The organism is Bowdeniella massiliensis (genome assembly GCF_023634005.1).
GTDB lineage: Bacteria > Actinomycetota > Actinomycetes > Actinomycetales > Actinomycetaceae > Bowdeniella > Bowdeniella massiliensis.
Genome location: NZ_JALIQR010000024.1, coordinates 1 through 14,119, shown reverse-complemented (window position 1 = coordinate 14,119; position 14,119 = coordinate 1). Strand labels below are relative to the sequence as shown.

Annotated in this window: 13 protein-coding genes; 7 read left to right on the top strand and 6 right to left on the bottom strand. The window is 67.8% G+C overall.

Going from position 1 to position 14,119, the window contains the following annotated elements; translation table 11 throughout:
* Positions 1–289: 289 nt before the first annotated feature.
* Genes MUN85_RS12345 through MUN85_RS12335 form a run of 3 tightly spaced genes read right to left on the bottom strand, consistent with a single transcriptional unit; the run spans position 290 to position 3,304 of the window.
* Positions 290–1,438, bottom strand: coding sequence for a DUF4350 domain-containing protein (locus tag MUN85_RS12345; protein WP_250506973.1), 1,149 nt, complete (start codon positions 1,436–1,438; stop codon positions 290–292).
* Positions 1,435–2,106: a DUF4129 domain-containing protein gene (locus MUN85_RS12340; RefSeq protein WP_250506972.1), complete on the bottom strand. Its 672-nt coding sequence runs from the start codon at positions 2,104–2,106 to the stop codon at positions 1,435–1,437. Before MUN85_RS12340 ends, MUN85_RS12345 begins: the two co-directional genes overlap by 4 nt.
* 10 nt (positions 2,107–2,116) lie before the next feature.
* Positions 2,117–3,304 (bottom strand): DUF7847 domain-containing protein, encoded by a 1,188-nt coding sequence (locus MUN85_RS12335; protein ID WP_250506971.1) that lies wholly within the window; start codon positions 3,302–3,304, stop codon positions 2,117–2,119.
* Between the two features lie 92 nt (positions 3,305–3,396).
* On the opposite strand from MUN85_RS12335, the gene mtrA reads away from it, so the two are divergent.
* The 7 genes from mtrA to secA all read left to right on the top strand — a co-directional run bounded on the left by mtrA (position 3,397) and on the right by secA (position 13,188).
* Positions 3,397–4,080 (top strand): MtrAB system response regulator MtrA, encoded by a 684-nt coding sequence (mtrA, locus tag MUN85_RS12330; RefSeq protein ID WP_250506970.1) that lies wholly within the window; start codon positions 3,397–3,399, stop codon positions 4,078–4,080.
* Entirely contained in the window at positions 4,080–5,663 is a 1,584-nt protein-coding gene (gene mtrB, locus MUN85_RS12325) for an MtrAB system histidine kinase MtrB (protein WP_250506974.1), read from the top strand. Before mtrA ends, mtrB begins: the two co-directional genes overlap by 1 nt.
* Positions 5,660–7,330, top strand: a complete 1,671-nt coding sequence (locus MUN85_RS12320; RefSeq protein ID WP_250506969.1) for an LpqB family beta-propeller domain-containing protein — start codon at positions 5,660–5,662, stop codon at positions 7,328–7,330. Before mtrB ends, MUN85_RS12320 begins: the two co-directional genes overlap by 4 nt.
* A gap of 99 nt (positions 7,331–7,429) precedes the next feature.
* The gene (locus MUN85_RS12315; RefSeq protein ID WP_250506968.1) at positions 7,430–8,236 is read left to right on the top strand and encodes a ComF family protein; all 807 of its coding nucleotides are present in this window, start codon (positions 7,430–7,432) and stop codon (positions 8,234–8,236) included.
* Between the two features lie 126 nt (positions 8,237–8,362).
* A complete protein-coding gene (hpf, locus tag MUN85_RS12310; protein ID WP_092560991.1) occupies positions 8,363–8,998 on the top strand; it encodes a ribosome hibernation-promoting factor, HPF/YfiA family in 636 nt (211 codons plus the stop codon).
* 55 nt (positions 8,999–9,053) lie between these two features.
* Positions 9,054–10,307 carry a winged helix-turn-helix domain-containing protein gene (locus MUN85_RS12305; RefSeq protein WP_250506967.1) on the top strand — a complete coding sequence of 418 codons (1,254 nt, stop codon included), beginning with the start codon at positions 9,054–9,056 and terminating at the stop codon, positions 10,305–10,307.
* A 94-nt stretch (positions 10,308–10,401) separates the two neighbouring features.
* Positions 10,402–13,188, top strand: coding sequence for a preprotein translocase subunit SecA (secA, locus tag MUN85_RS12300; RefSeq protein ID WP_250506966.1), 2,787 nt, complete (start codon positions 10,402–10,404; stop codon positions 13,186–13,188).
* Between the two features lie 5 nt (positions 13,189–13,193).
* Here the strand turns inward: secA and MUN85_RS12295 are convergent, their stop codons facing one another.
* The 3 genes from MUN85_RS12295 to MUN85_RS12285 all read right to left on the bottom strand — a co-directional run.
* Complete coding sequence (locus MUN85_RS12295; protein ID WP_250506965.1) at positions 13,194–13,679, bottom strand: Rv3235 family protein; 486 nt, start codon at positions 13,677–13,679, stop codon at positions 13,194–13,196.
* Positions 13,676–13,927: a LysM peptidoglycan-binding domain-containing protein gene (locus MUN85_RS12290; protein WP_250506964.1), complete on the bottom strand. Its 252-nt coding sequence runs from the start codon at positions 13,925–13,927 to the stop codon at positions 13,676–13,678. The genes MUN85_RS12295 and MUN85_RS12290 overlap by 4 nt, the downstream gene beginning before the upstream one ends.
* The coding region (locus tag MUN85_RS12285; protein WP_250506963.1) for a hypothetical protein at positions 13,924–14,119 on the bottom strand (196 nt) is incomplete at its 5' end. The genes MUN85_RS12290 and MUN85_RS12285, both read right to left, overlap by 4 nt.

Genomic DNA, 14,119 nt, shown 5'->3' with positions numbered 1-14,119 from the left:
CCACTTGGCCGGGCAGACCTCGCCGGGGTGGGCGGCGACGTACTGCGCGGCCTTGACCTTGCGCATGAGCTCGGAGGCGTTGCGCCCGATTCCCTCGGCGGTGACCTCCATGAACTGGATGACGCCGGCCCCTGCGTCTGGGGGAGGGCGGCGCTCGGCCGCCACGCGGCGGCCGGGGCGGCCGCGGCGGGCGCGTCGAACTCGGGCGCCGCCGGGGCGGCGTGGTGAGGTTCCCCCTCGGGCGTTCGCCCGTCGTCGGCGGGGTGCTGGGCGAATCGGGACTGGTCACTCATGACAAGTGGACCTCACTTTCCAGGCGGGTGAGTTCGGATGCGAGTTCTTGCAGGTCCGCGCCGCGCTGCGGGGCCGGGCCGTACAGCAGTTGGCGCAGGTCGGCGGCCGGCCGGGAGGATGCGGCCGCGATGGCGGTGATCGTGGCGTCGGCGTCGGCTTCCCGGCTCAAACCGAGCTGACGTTGCAGGCGCGCGATCGTGCCGGAGCGCAGCGCGCCCGCGGCATGCTCGGTGGCGCGCCGCGAGGCGTAGAGCCGGCCAACGCCGCGCACGATCTCGCCGCCGCGCACGACGACGGGCAGCGATTCGGTGGCGACGGGCCCGAAGCGCGGCGCCCAGTAGGCGATCGCGACGACGGTGAGCAGGAGCGCGAACCACATGAAGGAGCGGAACCAGGCCGGGGCGTAGACGAAGAACTGCGAGGAGTCTTCGTAGACGGGCAGGTACCACACGAGGGTCGGGTTCTGGCCGAGTGAGCGCATCGCAAGCGCGGCATTGCCGTCGTTGGCGAGGCGCTCGCTTGACAGCAGCGTGCCGTCGGCAATCGCACGCCAGGTCGCGCCGTTGTGCTCCCAGACGGCGTAGGCGCCGCTGCCCTCGAAGGTGAAGCACAGCTCCACGCCGTCGCGCAGCGCGGTCATGGATCCGCGCGGCGGCGAAATCCGTGAGGCGGCGACGGCATCGGGCTGTGAGCACTGGGCCGTGACGGCCACGCTCGAGCCTTCGGCGGCCGTGTCGACGGCATCGGTGAGCGCACCGAAGGGCAGGTAGGGCGTGCCAACCAGGACAACGTCGGAGGGAAGGTCCGCGAGCTGCTCGCGTTGGAAGTCGGAGAGCAGGTCGGTGGCGGCGATGAAGACCGTCACGCCCTCGCGCGCCTGCGCGCGTACGTCCGCGAGGGAGGTGGCCGTCACGATGTCGACGCCCTCACGCTTGAGGAGTTCGGCGAGCGCCCGGCCGCCGCTCGGGCGCGTGGAGTCCGGGCTGAGGTTGCCGGAGGTGCCCGATTGCCGCAGCGCTGAAAAAATGATGAGGATCAGCGCGCCAATAATGCACAGCGCGATGATCGGCCAGCTCCACTTGGAGGTGGCGCGCCGGGATTTCATGTTCATCCCGAGCGCCTCGGGGCTATACAGATCGCTCATCGCTGCCCCCGCGTGCCCTCATCGGACACCTCGACCTGCGGGGCGAGCGTGGCAAGGCGCGGTTTGATGAGATCGATGAGGCGGATCAGCGCCTGATAGGCCTGTTCGCCGAGCAGCACATCGCCGTAGCTTGCCGCGTCGAACAGGTCGGCCTGCGCGTGCAAGGAGCGGCCGTATTCGGAGTCGAGCGCGCCGAGGTCGCGGGCCGCTTCCTGCGCGGTCATTCCGGGACGGTCGGCGATCAGGGCGCGCTCATCGGCGTAGCGAATGAGGGCACGGAATTGCTCGCGGAAGGCCTCGGTGAAGTTGCCGCTGGCCGCATAGTTGTGGGCTCTGCTTACGAGCGTCGAGCTATCGGCGTCGTCCTCAAAGAGTCGGGCCGAGCCGCGCCGATCCGAGCGCGCCGCGGCCTGGCCCCGAATGCGCCGGAAGAAAACGATGGACAGCACAAGCGCGACGAGCACGATCGCGAGGACCGCGAAGGAGAACATCGGCGAAGTGGACGAGGGCGAGACGTCAAAGAGCTGGTTGAGTTTCTCGCCTATCCAGCGCAGAGCGCGCATGAACATGCCAGGCTCGTGATGGTAGATCGCCTTGTCGAGCTCTTCGCGCGCAGCACGACGCGCCTCTTCGGCATCCGGCGTCACCGGGATCTCTAACCACCTCACGGACAACGACCTAGGTAGCCGGATTCTCCGCCGCGGCGCGCTGCAGGAGCAGGTCGAGACCTTCCTTGCGCATCCGCGTATCGGTGTAGACCAGCGTAATGACGGCCGCGAGGAAGGGCGTGAAGACCAGCTGGACGAGCGAGCCAATAATGGAGGAGGCGATCGTGCTCATCGAGGTCAGGGACATGAGGTCGGTGGCGGCCCCGGAGCCTCCGATGACCGCGGTGATCAGCGTCGTGATAAGCCCGGTGACGATCGCGGACATCGCCGCGAGCAGGAAGACCGTCAAGAACAGCACGCCCGCGATCCGCCAGAAGAGACCCTTTGTGAGGCTAAAGGAGCGCTTGACCGATTGGAAGACGCCGACCCGCTCGGCCATGAGTGCCGGCGTGGCGAGGGAGGTCTTGACGAGAAACGCGAGCCACCCGACGGCCAGGGCGATGACCAGCAGGAAGCCCACAATGACGAACCCAAAGGCCGAGGACGTCTCGGTGCTCAAGGAGGAAAAGACGGAGAAGGAGGCGAGGGCCAGGAGGGCGAAAACCGCGATGAAATAGATGACGCCCGCGAGCGTGATGAGGATCGTGAGCCCAATCAGCGGCAGGATCCGGCCCTTGGCCTGCTCCCACACCTGCGCGAGGGTCACGCGCTTGCCGAGGATCGATTGAGTGACGCACTGGATGAGCAGGCCGGTCAGCACCGTCGAGGCAATGAACGAGAGCACTGCCGGGCCGGCAGTAGACGCCAGGAGCGTGACGACATCGCGGTCGGTCACGACGAAACCGTCGGGATTTGCCGGATTGAAAGCCTCGATCCGGGTGAGAACCGGATTGACGACGAGGAGCTCCAGGATGAGCGAGCCAAAAATGACGATGGCCGCAACCCCGAGCATGACCCCGGGGTTGAACCGGATGGCGCGAAAACCGCCGTCGAAAAATTCGCCGAGCTTCAGCGGGCGCAGCGGGATGATGCCGGGCTGGGCCTCCAGGTAGGCGGGGCGCAACTGGATCGGCTCATAGCCGGTCGGCGATGCGCCCTCCCCGAATCGCTTGTGCCCGTAGGGGCCCTGTTCGCCTGCGGGAGGCTCGGCCGCCGGGGGTCCAGAGACCGGAGGGGGCCCAGAGACCTGGGGAACGTTGTCCCAGGACCATTGAGTCTCGTCGTTGGTATGCCGATTATCATGCGGCGGTTGTGTCACGGCCCCTCCTTAGTCGTTCACTATCGTGCCACAGCGCCGCGCCCAGGCGCATCACTCGGGCGCCCGCGCGCCAAATTTGCGACAATAACACCATGACGTGGCGAATTTTGGTCGTAGACGACGATACGGCGCTTGCCGAGATGATTGGCATTGTGCTCTCGGCCGAGGGCTTCGAACCGGTCTTTTGTGCCGACGGCGCCAAGGCGGTGGAGATGTTCCGCAGCTCCGAGCCTGATCTCGTCTTGCTCGACCTCATGCTGCCCGGGATGGGCGGCATCGAGATCTGCCGCATCATTCGGGAAGAATCGGGCGTTCCGATCGTCATGCTCACCGCGAAGTCGGACACGACGGACGTCGTCGCGGGCCTGGAGGCGGGCGCCGATGACTATATCCCCAAGCCCTTTAAACCCAAGGAGCTCGTCGCGCGCGTGCGGGCGCGGCTGCGGCGCAAGGACGATGATGCCTCCGAACGCCTCATGATCGGGGACCTCGCGATCGATGTCTCCGCGCACGAGGTGCGCCGCAATGGCGAACTCATCAGCCTCACCCCGCTCGAGTTCGACCTGCTTGTGGCGCTCGCCCGTAAACCCTGGCAGGTCTTCTCCCGCGAAGTCCTGCTGCAAGACGTCTGGGGCTACCGCCACCAGGCCGATACCCGGCTTGTCAACGTCCACGTCCAGCGGCTGCGCGCCAAGGTCGAACGCGATCCGGAAAACCCCGAGATCATCATTACCGTGCGCGGCGTGGGCTACCGGGCAGGCAACCCGGCACAGTGATGGCGGCGCCCTCGAGCTGGCGCGGCCGGGTGCGGCGCCGCATTTCGGGCCTCGGGCGGCGCTGGCGCTCCTCGCTCGCGGTTCGCGTCGCCACGATGATCGTTATGGCGGGCGCGCTCGCGCTCGCGATCGTCGGCGCGTTCGTCTCCACCTCGATCCGCGACGGCGTCTTCGAAGACCGGCTCGATCAGGTGCTGTCCGATGCGCTGTGGCGGGCCAATCACGCCCAGGCCTCGGTCGATAACGCGAGCATCCAATCGACCGCGCAACTGCAGCGGGTCATCTACGACGTCATTTACGAACAGCGCCTGTCCTCCTCGGGCACCGTCGGCGTCATGCTGCTGCCGCAGGCCGGGCAGAACCCGACGGCCGGCTACTACGTGACCGACCGCGCGCTCGTGGACCTCGTCAGCAGCGAGCTGCGCGAGAAGATCGATGCGAGCGATGCGCAGCTGTGGCAGTCGGTGCGGGTGCCAACGCCCGCGGGCAGTGCGCCCGGCGTCGTCGTCGGGCAAAAACTGAACCTGCCGCTGGCCGGGCCGTACGAGTTTTATACCGTCTATTCCCTCGCCGCCGAGCAGCAGTCGGTCAACCTCGTGATGAACATTTTGTACGCCGGGGCGTTCTCCCTCATCCTCGTCCTTGCGGTGCTGACCTGGGGCGTGACCTTCCAAATCCTGAAGCCCGTGCGCCAGGCGGCGCTGTCGGCCGAACGCATCGCGGCGGGCGTGCTCGATGAGCGAATGGATGTCAAGGGCAGCGACGAGCTCGCCACCCTCGGCGCGTCGTTCAACATGATGGCGACCTCGCTGCAGGAGCAGATCGTCGCGCTGGAGGAGCTCTCGCGCGTGCAGCGCCGCTTCGTCTCCGATGTCTCCCACGAGCTGCGCACGCCGCTCACGACCATCCGGATGGCCGCCGAGGTGCTGCACGATGCGCGCGCGAACTTCGATCCAGTCACCTCCCGCAGCGCCGAACTGCTGTACGCCCAGCTCGATCGCTTCGAATCGATGCTTGCCGATCTGCTGGAAATCTCGCGCTTCGATGCGGGCGCCGCCGTCCTGGACGTCGAAGATACGGACCTGCGCCAGGTCATTACGAACGTCACCGAGATGGCGAGCCCGCTGGCCGCGACCCGCGGGGTGCAGCTGCGCCTCGCCTTGCCGGAGCGGCCCGTCGCGGCCGATATCGATCCGCGGCGCATCGAGCGCATCATCCGCAATCTCGTCATCAACGCCGTCGAGCATTCCGAAAACGCCGACGTCGATATCACGCTCGCAGCCGATGAGACGACCGCCGCGATCCGCGTGCTCGACCGCGGCATCGGGATGGACAGCGAAACCGCCGCCCACGTCTTTGACCGCTTCTGGCGGGCCGATACCTCGCGGGCGCGCGTTATCGGCGGCTCCGGGCTGGGCCTTGCGATCTCGCTGGAAGACGCCCGGCTGCACGGCGGCGATCTCACCGCCTGGGGCGAGCTCGGGGTGGGGGCCGCCTTCCTGCTGACACTGCCGCGCCGCGTCGGAACGCCGATGGGGCCGAGCCCGCTGGCGCTGAACGCCGCCGTGGAGGTCGCCTCGTGAAACTCCTCTTTCGCCTGATCGCCCTGCTTGCCGCCCTCGCCCTGGCGGCGTGCACCGCGCTGCCCGATTCCGGCCCGGTCAACTCCTCTCAGCCGCGGCTGCCCGATCGCAGCGAGGTCGACGTCCTTTATTCCGGCCCGACGGCAAACGCTCCCGCCGTCGACATCGTCGAGGGCTTCCTCGCCGCCTCCGCCGCCGGTTACTCCGATGATTTCGCCGCGGCGCGCCTGTACCTGACGGAGTCAGCCGCGCAGTCCTGGAACCCGCACGCCAGCGTCGACATTATTGCCTCCGACGAGCCGCAACCGCCGGAGGAGATCGAATCCGGGGCCGTGCGCGTCACGCACATGAGCCTGGCCGAACTCGACTCGCGCGGGCGCTATACCGCCAAACGCCAGCCCGTCGAATCCGTGCGCACGTTCTCGCTGATGAAAAACGCCGACGGCCAGTGGCGCATCGCCGCCCTGCCCGACGGGCTCGCCATCCCGGATGTGCGCTTCGATCAGATTTTTGACCGCGTCCCAATCTACTTCTATTCGCCCGACGCCGAGGTCCTCGTGCCCGAACCGCGCTGGTTCGCCCGCCCCCAGATGGTCTCCGGGGCGCTCGCGGCGCTGCTGTCCGGCCCGAGCTCCTGGCTGCAGCCCGCCGTGCGCACCGCTGTGCCCGACGGCACGCGCATCCAGGGCGGCGTCACCGTTACCGACGACACGGTCAGCGTCGACCTCGACGTGCCCGAACGGCCCGATCCGGAAGATCTGCAGCGCCTGTACGTCCAGGTCCAACGCACTCTCGCGGGCGCGGCGGGCATCCAGTCCGTCACGCTGCGGCTGGACGGCAGCCAGGTCATTCCGGCCGCCACCACCCCGCTGATTGATGCGCCCGGAGCGCCCGCGCAACCGGTGGCGATCTCCGAGGGGAGCCTTGTGCGCTTTAACGGGCGCGACCTCCTGCCCGTGCCCGGCGCGGACCAGCTGCCGGGGCCGTTGCGCGCGCCATCGGCTCCCTACGAAGGCAGCTCCGGCTCGATCGTCGTCCTCGACGGGGCCGGCGAGGTGCGTACCGTCGCCTCCGGCCAATCACCCTCCGAGGTCCTCCTTACCGGCTCGAACCTCATCCCGCCGAGCATCGACCGCCTCGGCTGGGTCCTGACCGGCGAGCAGCACAACACCGGAAGCCTCATCGCGGTGCAGCACGCGGGCGACCAGATCACCGTCGCTGCGCCCTGGCTTGCGGGCCAGCGCGTGACGCGGGTGCGGATTTCGGCCGACGGCTCCCGCGCGATCGTCCTGGTCAGCGTCGGCGACGCGCTTATCTTGCGGGTCGCGGCCGTCACGCGCGATGATGCGGGCCGTCCGATCGAACTCGCCTCGCCCGTCGACGTCGTGCTGCCCGCCGGGCAGGTGCTCGACGCCGACTGGGTCGGCGCCTCCGACCTGGCCGTCCTTGTGCGCAATCAGCTCGAGGACCAACCCGATGTTGTCCTCTCCTCGCTCGGCGGCCCGCGCGTCTCCCTGTCGACGGTCGCCGGGGGAGTGCAGATCGCCGCGGGCACCTCGGACCGCTCCATCATCGTGACGACGAGCGAGGGCGAGCTCTTCGTGCGCGCCGGCGGTGGCTGGCGCGCCGCAGCGAGCGGCGTGAGCGACCCGAACTACGCCGGCTAGCTGGCCGTGCCCGTCCCCATCGCGCCCTGCGCACTTGCTGCCACCCCAGCGCGGGGCGCGGGCCCGCGCGACCGGCGGCCGCCGCGCCACGATAGCGCTATGTCCTTTCCGCTTGCGCGCCTCGGGCGCGACCTCGCCGATCTCATCACGCCCGTCGCGTGCGCGGGCTGCGGCCGCAGCGATATCGCGCTGTGCGACAGCTGCGCGGCCGAGCTGTTTTCGCCGCTGCGCCGCGTGGACGCCGACGCCCGCTATCTCGCCGGCCTGCTGCCGACGTGGGCCGCCTGCTCCTACCCGCGCGTGCGCTCGATCGTCCTCGCCTACAAAAACCACACCCGCCGCGATATCGCCACGACGATCCGAGCCGCCGCCAGCAGCGCGGGCGACCAGTTCATGGGCGCCGCGAGCGCCGAATCCCACGTCGCCTACCACCTGGCGGACCACCTGCACCGCGGCGGCGCCCTCGTTCTCGTCCCCGCGCCCTCGGGCCGGGCTAGGCGTTGGCGGCGCCGCCTCGTCGCCGCCGAACTCGCCGACGCCCTCGCCCACGGCATCGCGGAGGCCGCAGCCATCCGCATCGGGCGCCCTGCACGCATTGCGACGGCCGACATCCTGCGAAAGCCGCTTGCCGCCGAGGTCTCCGGCCACCTCGCCGGGCTCAACTCCACGGATCGGGCGGCCGCGCGCCGCCACGCCGTCACGGTGGTGGCCCCGCTGCGCCCCGACGATGTCGTCCTGCTTGTCGACGATGTTGTCACGACGGGCGCGACTCTCGCCGCAAGTTATCGCGCTCTGAAGGCAGCCCGGATCCGCGTCGCTGGCGCGATCGCGCTGGCCGCAACCCCGGCCTCTTCCAATGGCCTCGCGGGTGAGCGGTCATCGAAGCGCAAAGCCGACTACACTTGAAGTACGCAACGCAGCGGAGGTGAGAGACCACAGCCCGTCGGTCGCCAGATGCGAAGTGCATCACCGGCGGTGATCGAATGTCGCGGAGGGCGCTGATGCTCTCCCATTCACCCATGGAGGTTCACAATGGAAATCGTCGTCGTCGGACGTAACACCGAGATTTCCGACAGGTTCCGGGACCACGTCGAAGAAAAGCTGGAAAAAGTCGAGCAACTCGCACCGCTCGCACAGCGACTCGATGTGGAACTCAACCACGAGAAAAATCCCCGCCTGGCCGATCGCGCCGAGCGGATCGAACTGACGCTACGGGGCAAGGGTCCCGTCGTCCGCGCCGAGGCCTCCGCCTCCGATCGCTACGGCGCCCTCGATCTCGCCTACGCCAAACTGATGGAGCGCCTACGTCGCGCCCGTGATCGCCGCAAGAACCATCACCGCTATCCGGTACCCAACCCCGAGGATTTCCCGGTCGGCCTCGACGAGACGCCGCTGACGCCGAGCGAACCCGAGCAGGACAAGGTCGAAGCGCCCACCGAACCCGGTGTGGCCGTCGAATCCCAGCTCGGTGACAGCCCGGTCATCGTGCGCCAAAAGCTGCATGAAGCCACCCCGATGACAATCGATCAGGCCCTGTACGAGATGGAGCTCGTCGGCCACCCGTTCTTCTTGTTCATCGACGAGGAGACCAAGCAGCCCTGCGTGGTCTACCACCGCCACGGCTGGACCTACGGCGTGCTGCGTTTGGATACGACCGTCACGAGCTAAGCCCGTGTGTACCTAGGGGCGGCCAGATCATCCTGGCCGCCCCTAGGCTTATCCCATGACAGCAACACGCCGCCTCAGCCGTGCGGCGGCCCGCCGCGCCGCCCTGCGGGCCCAGGGCCTTGACCGGCCCCTCGAAGCGGAGCGGCACCGGGCCCTAAGTCGCGCCGATATCGCGCGCACCGTCGCGCGCATGGGCGTGCTGCAGATCGACTCCGTCAATGTGCTGGCACGCGCCCACTATGTGCCCCTGTTTTCCCGCCTCGGCAGCTATGACACCGGCTTGCTGCACGCGGCGACGGCCGCGCCGCCGCGCCTCCTGCTCGAGCAGTGGGGTCACGAGGCGTGCTTCGTCCCGCCAGCAACCCACCGCCTGCTGGCCGGTTTTACCCGCCGCTGGTCCTCCGGGCATCGGATCGATGCGCATCCCGGCGCAGCCCGGCTCCGCGAGCGAATCCTGAGCGAACTTCACACCCGCGGTCCTGCCACTGCACGCGAGATGGCTAGCCGCCTCGCCACCCATGACCTCAGCGCACCCGAACTGGAACTCGCCGAGGCGACGACGGGTCACGAGTGGAACCGCGGAGCGATCAAAGTCCTGCTCGAAAACCTCTTCGATGAGGATGTCGTGACCTCCGCTGGGCGAACCGAGCACTTCCACCGGATCTACGCGCTCAGCCGGACCGCCCTGCCACCGGCCGTGCGCGATGTGCGGCCGGCCCCGCGCAGCGAAGCGATCGCGCGCCTGACCGAACTATCCATCGCCGCCATCGGAATCGGCGACCTCGCCGCGATCGCCGACGTGTTCCGGCTGCCACCGCGCGAAGTCGCGCCCGAACTCGACCGCCTGTGCGCGAGCGGTGAGCTTGAGGCCGTGCGCATCGAGGGAATCGAGCGTCCCTACTATCTGGCCGCAGCGCTCACGGTTCCGCGCGCCGTCGCCGGTGCCCGCTTCCTCTCGCCATTCGACCCGCTCATCTTCTTCCGGCCGCGGGCGCTACAGCTCTTTGGCCTGGACTACCGCATCGGTATCTACACGCCCGCGGCCAAGCGCACCCGCGGCTATTACAGCCTGCCGCTGCTCGTCGACGGCGAGATCGTGGCCCGCGCGGATCTCGCTCTCGATCGCAAGACCGCCACCGTCCAGGTACGCGGAGCGTGGGACGAGGGCGAGGTCAGCATCGATGAGGTGCGCCGCGATGAGGCCGCACGCGCCGAACTTGAGCGCCTCGCGACCTGGCTCGACGCCACGAGCATTCGGGTCACGAGTGATGCTCCGGGCGCCGCCGCCGCGCGCTGGCGGCGCTGGTGAGTCTTCCGCCGAGGTCGAACGGAGCGCAGGGGAGTAGGGCCGATCCGCGCAAAGTCGCTACCATGTAACAGGTACCAACGGAAACGGAGAAATCGTGGCTTCCATTCTTGACAGAATCCTTCGATTCGGCGAAGGACGAGTCCTGCGCAACCTGACGTCCATCGCCGCGCAGGTCAACAAGCTCGAACCGACGGTCGAGGATCTGTCCGACGAGGAGCTGCGTGCCGAAACCGATGAGTTCCGCAAGCGCCTAGCCGAGGGCGAGACCCTCGACGACATTCTGCCTGAGGCCTTCGCCGTCGTGCGCGAGGCCGCTAAGCGCACCCTGGGTCAGCGGCCCTATGACGTCCAGATCCAGGGCGGCGCCGCCCTGCACATGGGCAACATCGCCGAGATGCAGACTGGTGAAGGTAAGACGCTCGTGGCCACAATGCCCGCCTACCTCAACGCCCTGGAGGGCAAGGGCGTGCACGTCGTCACCGTCAACGACTACCTCGCCTCCTACCAGTCCGAACTCATGGGCCGCGTCTTCCGCTTCCTGGGCCTGACCACCGGCTGTATCATCGACGGGCAAACCCCGGCCGAGCGCCGCGTCGAGTACGCCGCGGACATCACCTACGGCACGAACAACCAGTTCGGTTTCGACTATCTGCGCGACAACATGGCGTGGAGCCCGGAGGAGATGGTCCAGCGCGGCCACAATTTCGCGATCGTCGACGAAGTTGACTCGATCCTCATCGACGAAGCCCGCACCCCGCTCATCATTTCCGGGCCCGCCTCCGGCGACGTCAACTCCTGGTACACCGAGTTCGCTACGATCGTCGCCCGCCTGAAGCCCGGCACCGACTACGAGGTCGATGAAAAGAAGCGCACGATCGGTATCCTCGAGCCCGGCATCGCCAAGGTCGAAGACCACCTCGGCATCGATAACCTCTACGAGTCCTCCAACACCTCGCTCATCGGCTTTTTGAACAACGCCATCAAAGCCAAGGAACTGTTCAAGCGGGACAAGGACTACATCGTCGCCGGCGGCGAGGTCCTCATCGTCGACGAACACACCGGCCGTACGCTGCACGGTCGGCGCTACAACGAAGGCATGCACCAGGCCATCGAAGCCAAGGAAGGCGTCGAGATTAAGGCCGAGAACCAGACGCTTGCCACGATCACGCTGCAGAACTACTTCCGCCTGTACGACAAACTCGCGGGCATGACCGGTACCGCCGAGACCGAAGCGGCCGAGTTCATGAACACCTACGAGATCGGCGTCATCCCGATCGCGACGAACAAGCCCAACCAGCGCACCGACCAGGCCGATCTCGTCTACAAGAACCAGGCCGGCAAGTGGAACGCCGTCGTGGAAGACATCGTCGAGCGCCACGCGACGGGCCAGCCGGTCCTCGTCGGTACGACAAACGTCGAAAAGTCCGAAATGCTGTCCAAGATGCTGAAGAAGCGTCGCGTCCCGCACACCGTGCTGAACGCCAAGCAGCATGAGCGCGAAGGCCACGTCGTCGCCATGGCGGGCCGCAAGGGCGCCGTCACCGTCGCTACCAACATGGCTGGCCGCGGTACGGATATCATGCTCGGTGGCAACGCGGAGCATATCGCGATCGAAAACCTCAAGGCCGCGGGCCTGGATCCGACGGAGACGCCGGAGGAGTATGAGGCCGCGTGGCCCAAGGCGCTGGAGGATGCCAAGGACGCGGTGGCGGCCGAACACGATGAGGTCACCGAGCTCGGCGGCCTGTACGTGCTCGGCACCGAACGCCACGACGCACGCCGCATCGATAACCAGCTGCGCGGCCGCTCCGGCCGTCAGGGCGACCCGGGCGAATCCCGGTTCTACCTCGCGATGGACGATGACATCATGCGCCGCTTCGCCTCCGGCGCTGCCCAGCGCATCATGTCCTCCGACGTCTACCCCGAGGACATGCCGCTGGAGTCCAAGATGGTCACGCGCGCGATCGCCTCGGCGCAGCGCCAGGTCGAATCGCAGAACGGGGAGACCCGCAAGAACGTCCTGAAGTACGACGACATCATGAACCAGCAGCGCACGATCGTCTACGACCGGCGCCACAAGCTCATCATGGGCGAAGACGTCTCCGAGCTCGTCGATCAGTTCCGCCACGACGTCATTTCCGGCATCGTGCGCGCCTACACGCTGCAGGGCACGGGCGAGAGTTGGGATCTCGATGAGATGTTCGAAACGCTCAACCGCGTCTACCACGTGACGATCACCAAGGATGATCTGATCGAGGATGCGGGCGACGTCAACCGCCTGACGCAAGACGGCCTCATCCGCGAGCTGACCTCCGATATCGACGTGGCCTACGCCGAACGCGAAGAGGAAATCGGCGAGGAGATGATGCGCGACCTCGAGCGTCGCGTCGTCATGACGGTGCTGGACCAGAAGTGGCGCGAGCACCTCTACGAGATGGACTACCTCAAGGAGGGCATCGGCCTGCGGGCGATGGCCCAGCGCGATCCGCTCGTGGAATACCGCAAGGAAGGCTACGACCTCTTCCAGTCGATGGAGGAAGCCATCAAGGAAGACGTCGTGCGCTACCTGTTCTTCTTGCAGGTCCAGCAGCCAGGCGAGGCGGAAGCAGCCGGGCAGCAGAGCCCCGAGCCGCAGGCCGCCCCCGAAGCCGCGCCGGCCAAGGCGAAGAAGGCCTCCCCGCTTGCGCTCAAGACGCCCGAGCGGCCATCCGCACTGACGTACTCGGCCTCGGCGAAGGATGGCTCCGGCCAGAGCGAGGCATCGGCGCCTTCCGGCCAGGGTGCCGCCTTCGGGCTGGAGGAGGGAACGGCTGCGCCGCAGGGCGGTAACCGCGCCGAGCGTCGCGCCGCGAAGAAGGCCGGCCGAAAGCGCGGCCGCTAGAACGTTCAGCCGATCTGGATGGCGGTCACCATCCAGCGTGCCCGGCGCACGACCATCTCGAAGGCGACGGCGCGCACCCGCTCGCCGTCGAGGATGGTGGCGATGACATCGACGCGCCCCTTGGCAACCGAGGAGACGCGCACATTACGTACGACGGGGCGTTGCCGATCGCTCGGCGGCGCTACCCGCAGCGCAAGGGACGCGCGGCGCGCCAGGGAAGCGTAAACCTCGGGGGAGACCCACCGGTTGATGTGCGTGATCGGCCGAAAACCCGTGAGGACTTCGAGCGTCGCGCGCAAAATCGTGTGCGACCACACCGAGGGGTGGGGCAGGGTCTGGGAGGCGCCGCGCACGGCTCGGCGTGCCAGGCGCGCGTCCACAGATTCGATCAAGAATTCGTGGGGCGTCGAAAACGAAATCGCGAGGGGATCAAAGGCGAACTCCTCATCGCTTCCGAAGGCTTCCTCAACGCTGAGCGCCGACGTCGTCATGGCTGGTCCTTTCCTAGGGACAGTTCTTGCCCGGGATAGATGAGATTGGGGTCGGTGATGGCGGGGTTCAGTGCAGCGATTTCTGCCACGAGCCTCGCCGTTTCGGCATCCGAGGGGGAATCCAGCTCGGCCTCGATGATGCGCCACAGGCAGTCACCCGGTTTGACCTCGTAGATGGTGGTGGCGCTCGGGGCGGGGGCGGTCACGCCGGGCCCGGGCGGGGCGGCGCCGGGCGGGGCGCCGCTCATTCCTTCCCCTTGCGGCGGGCCGGGCGCGGGGCCCCGCGCGCCCCGAGCGGGCGAGCTCGTCCGCCGCGGTAGAAAAGGAATCGGTCGGGCCCGGGTCCCGCCACACCGGCGGCCGCAAGGGCGTCAATGACGCGGCTGGCCGAGGGTGAGGGGGCAAGCGGCGCCCGCAGCTGCAGGCCGCGGGCAGCGCAC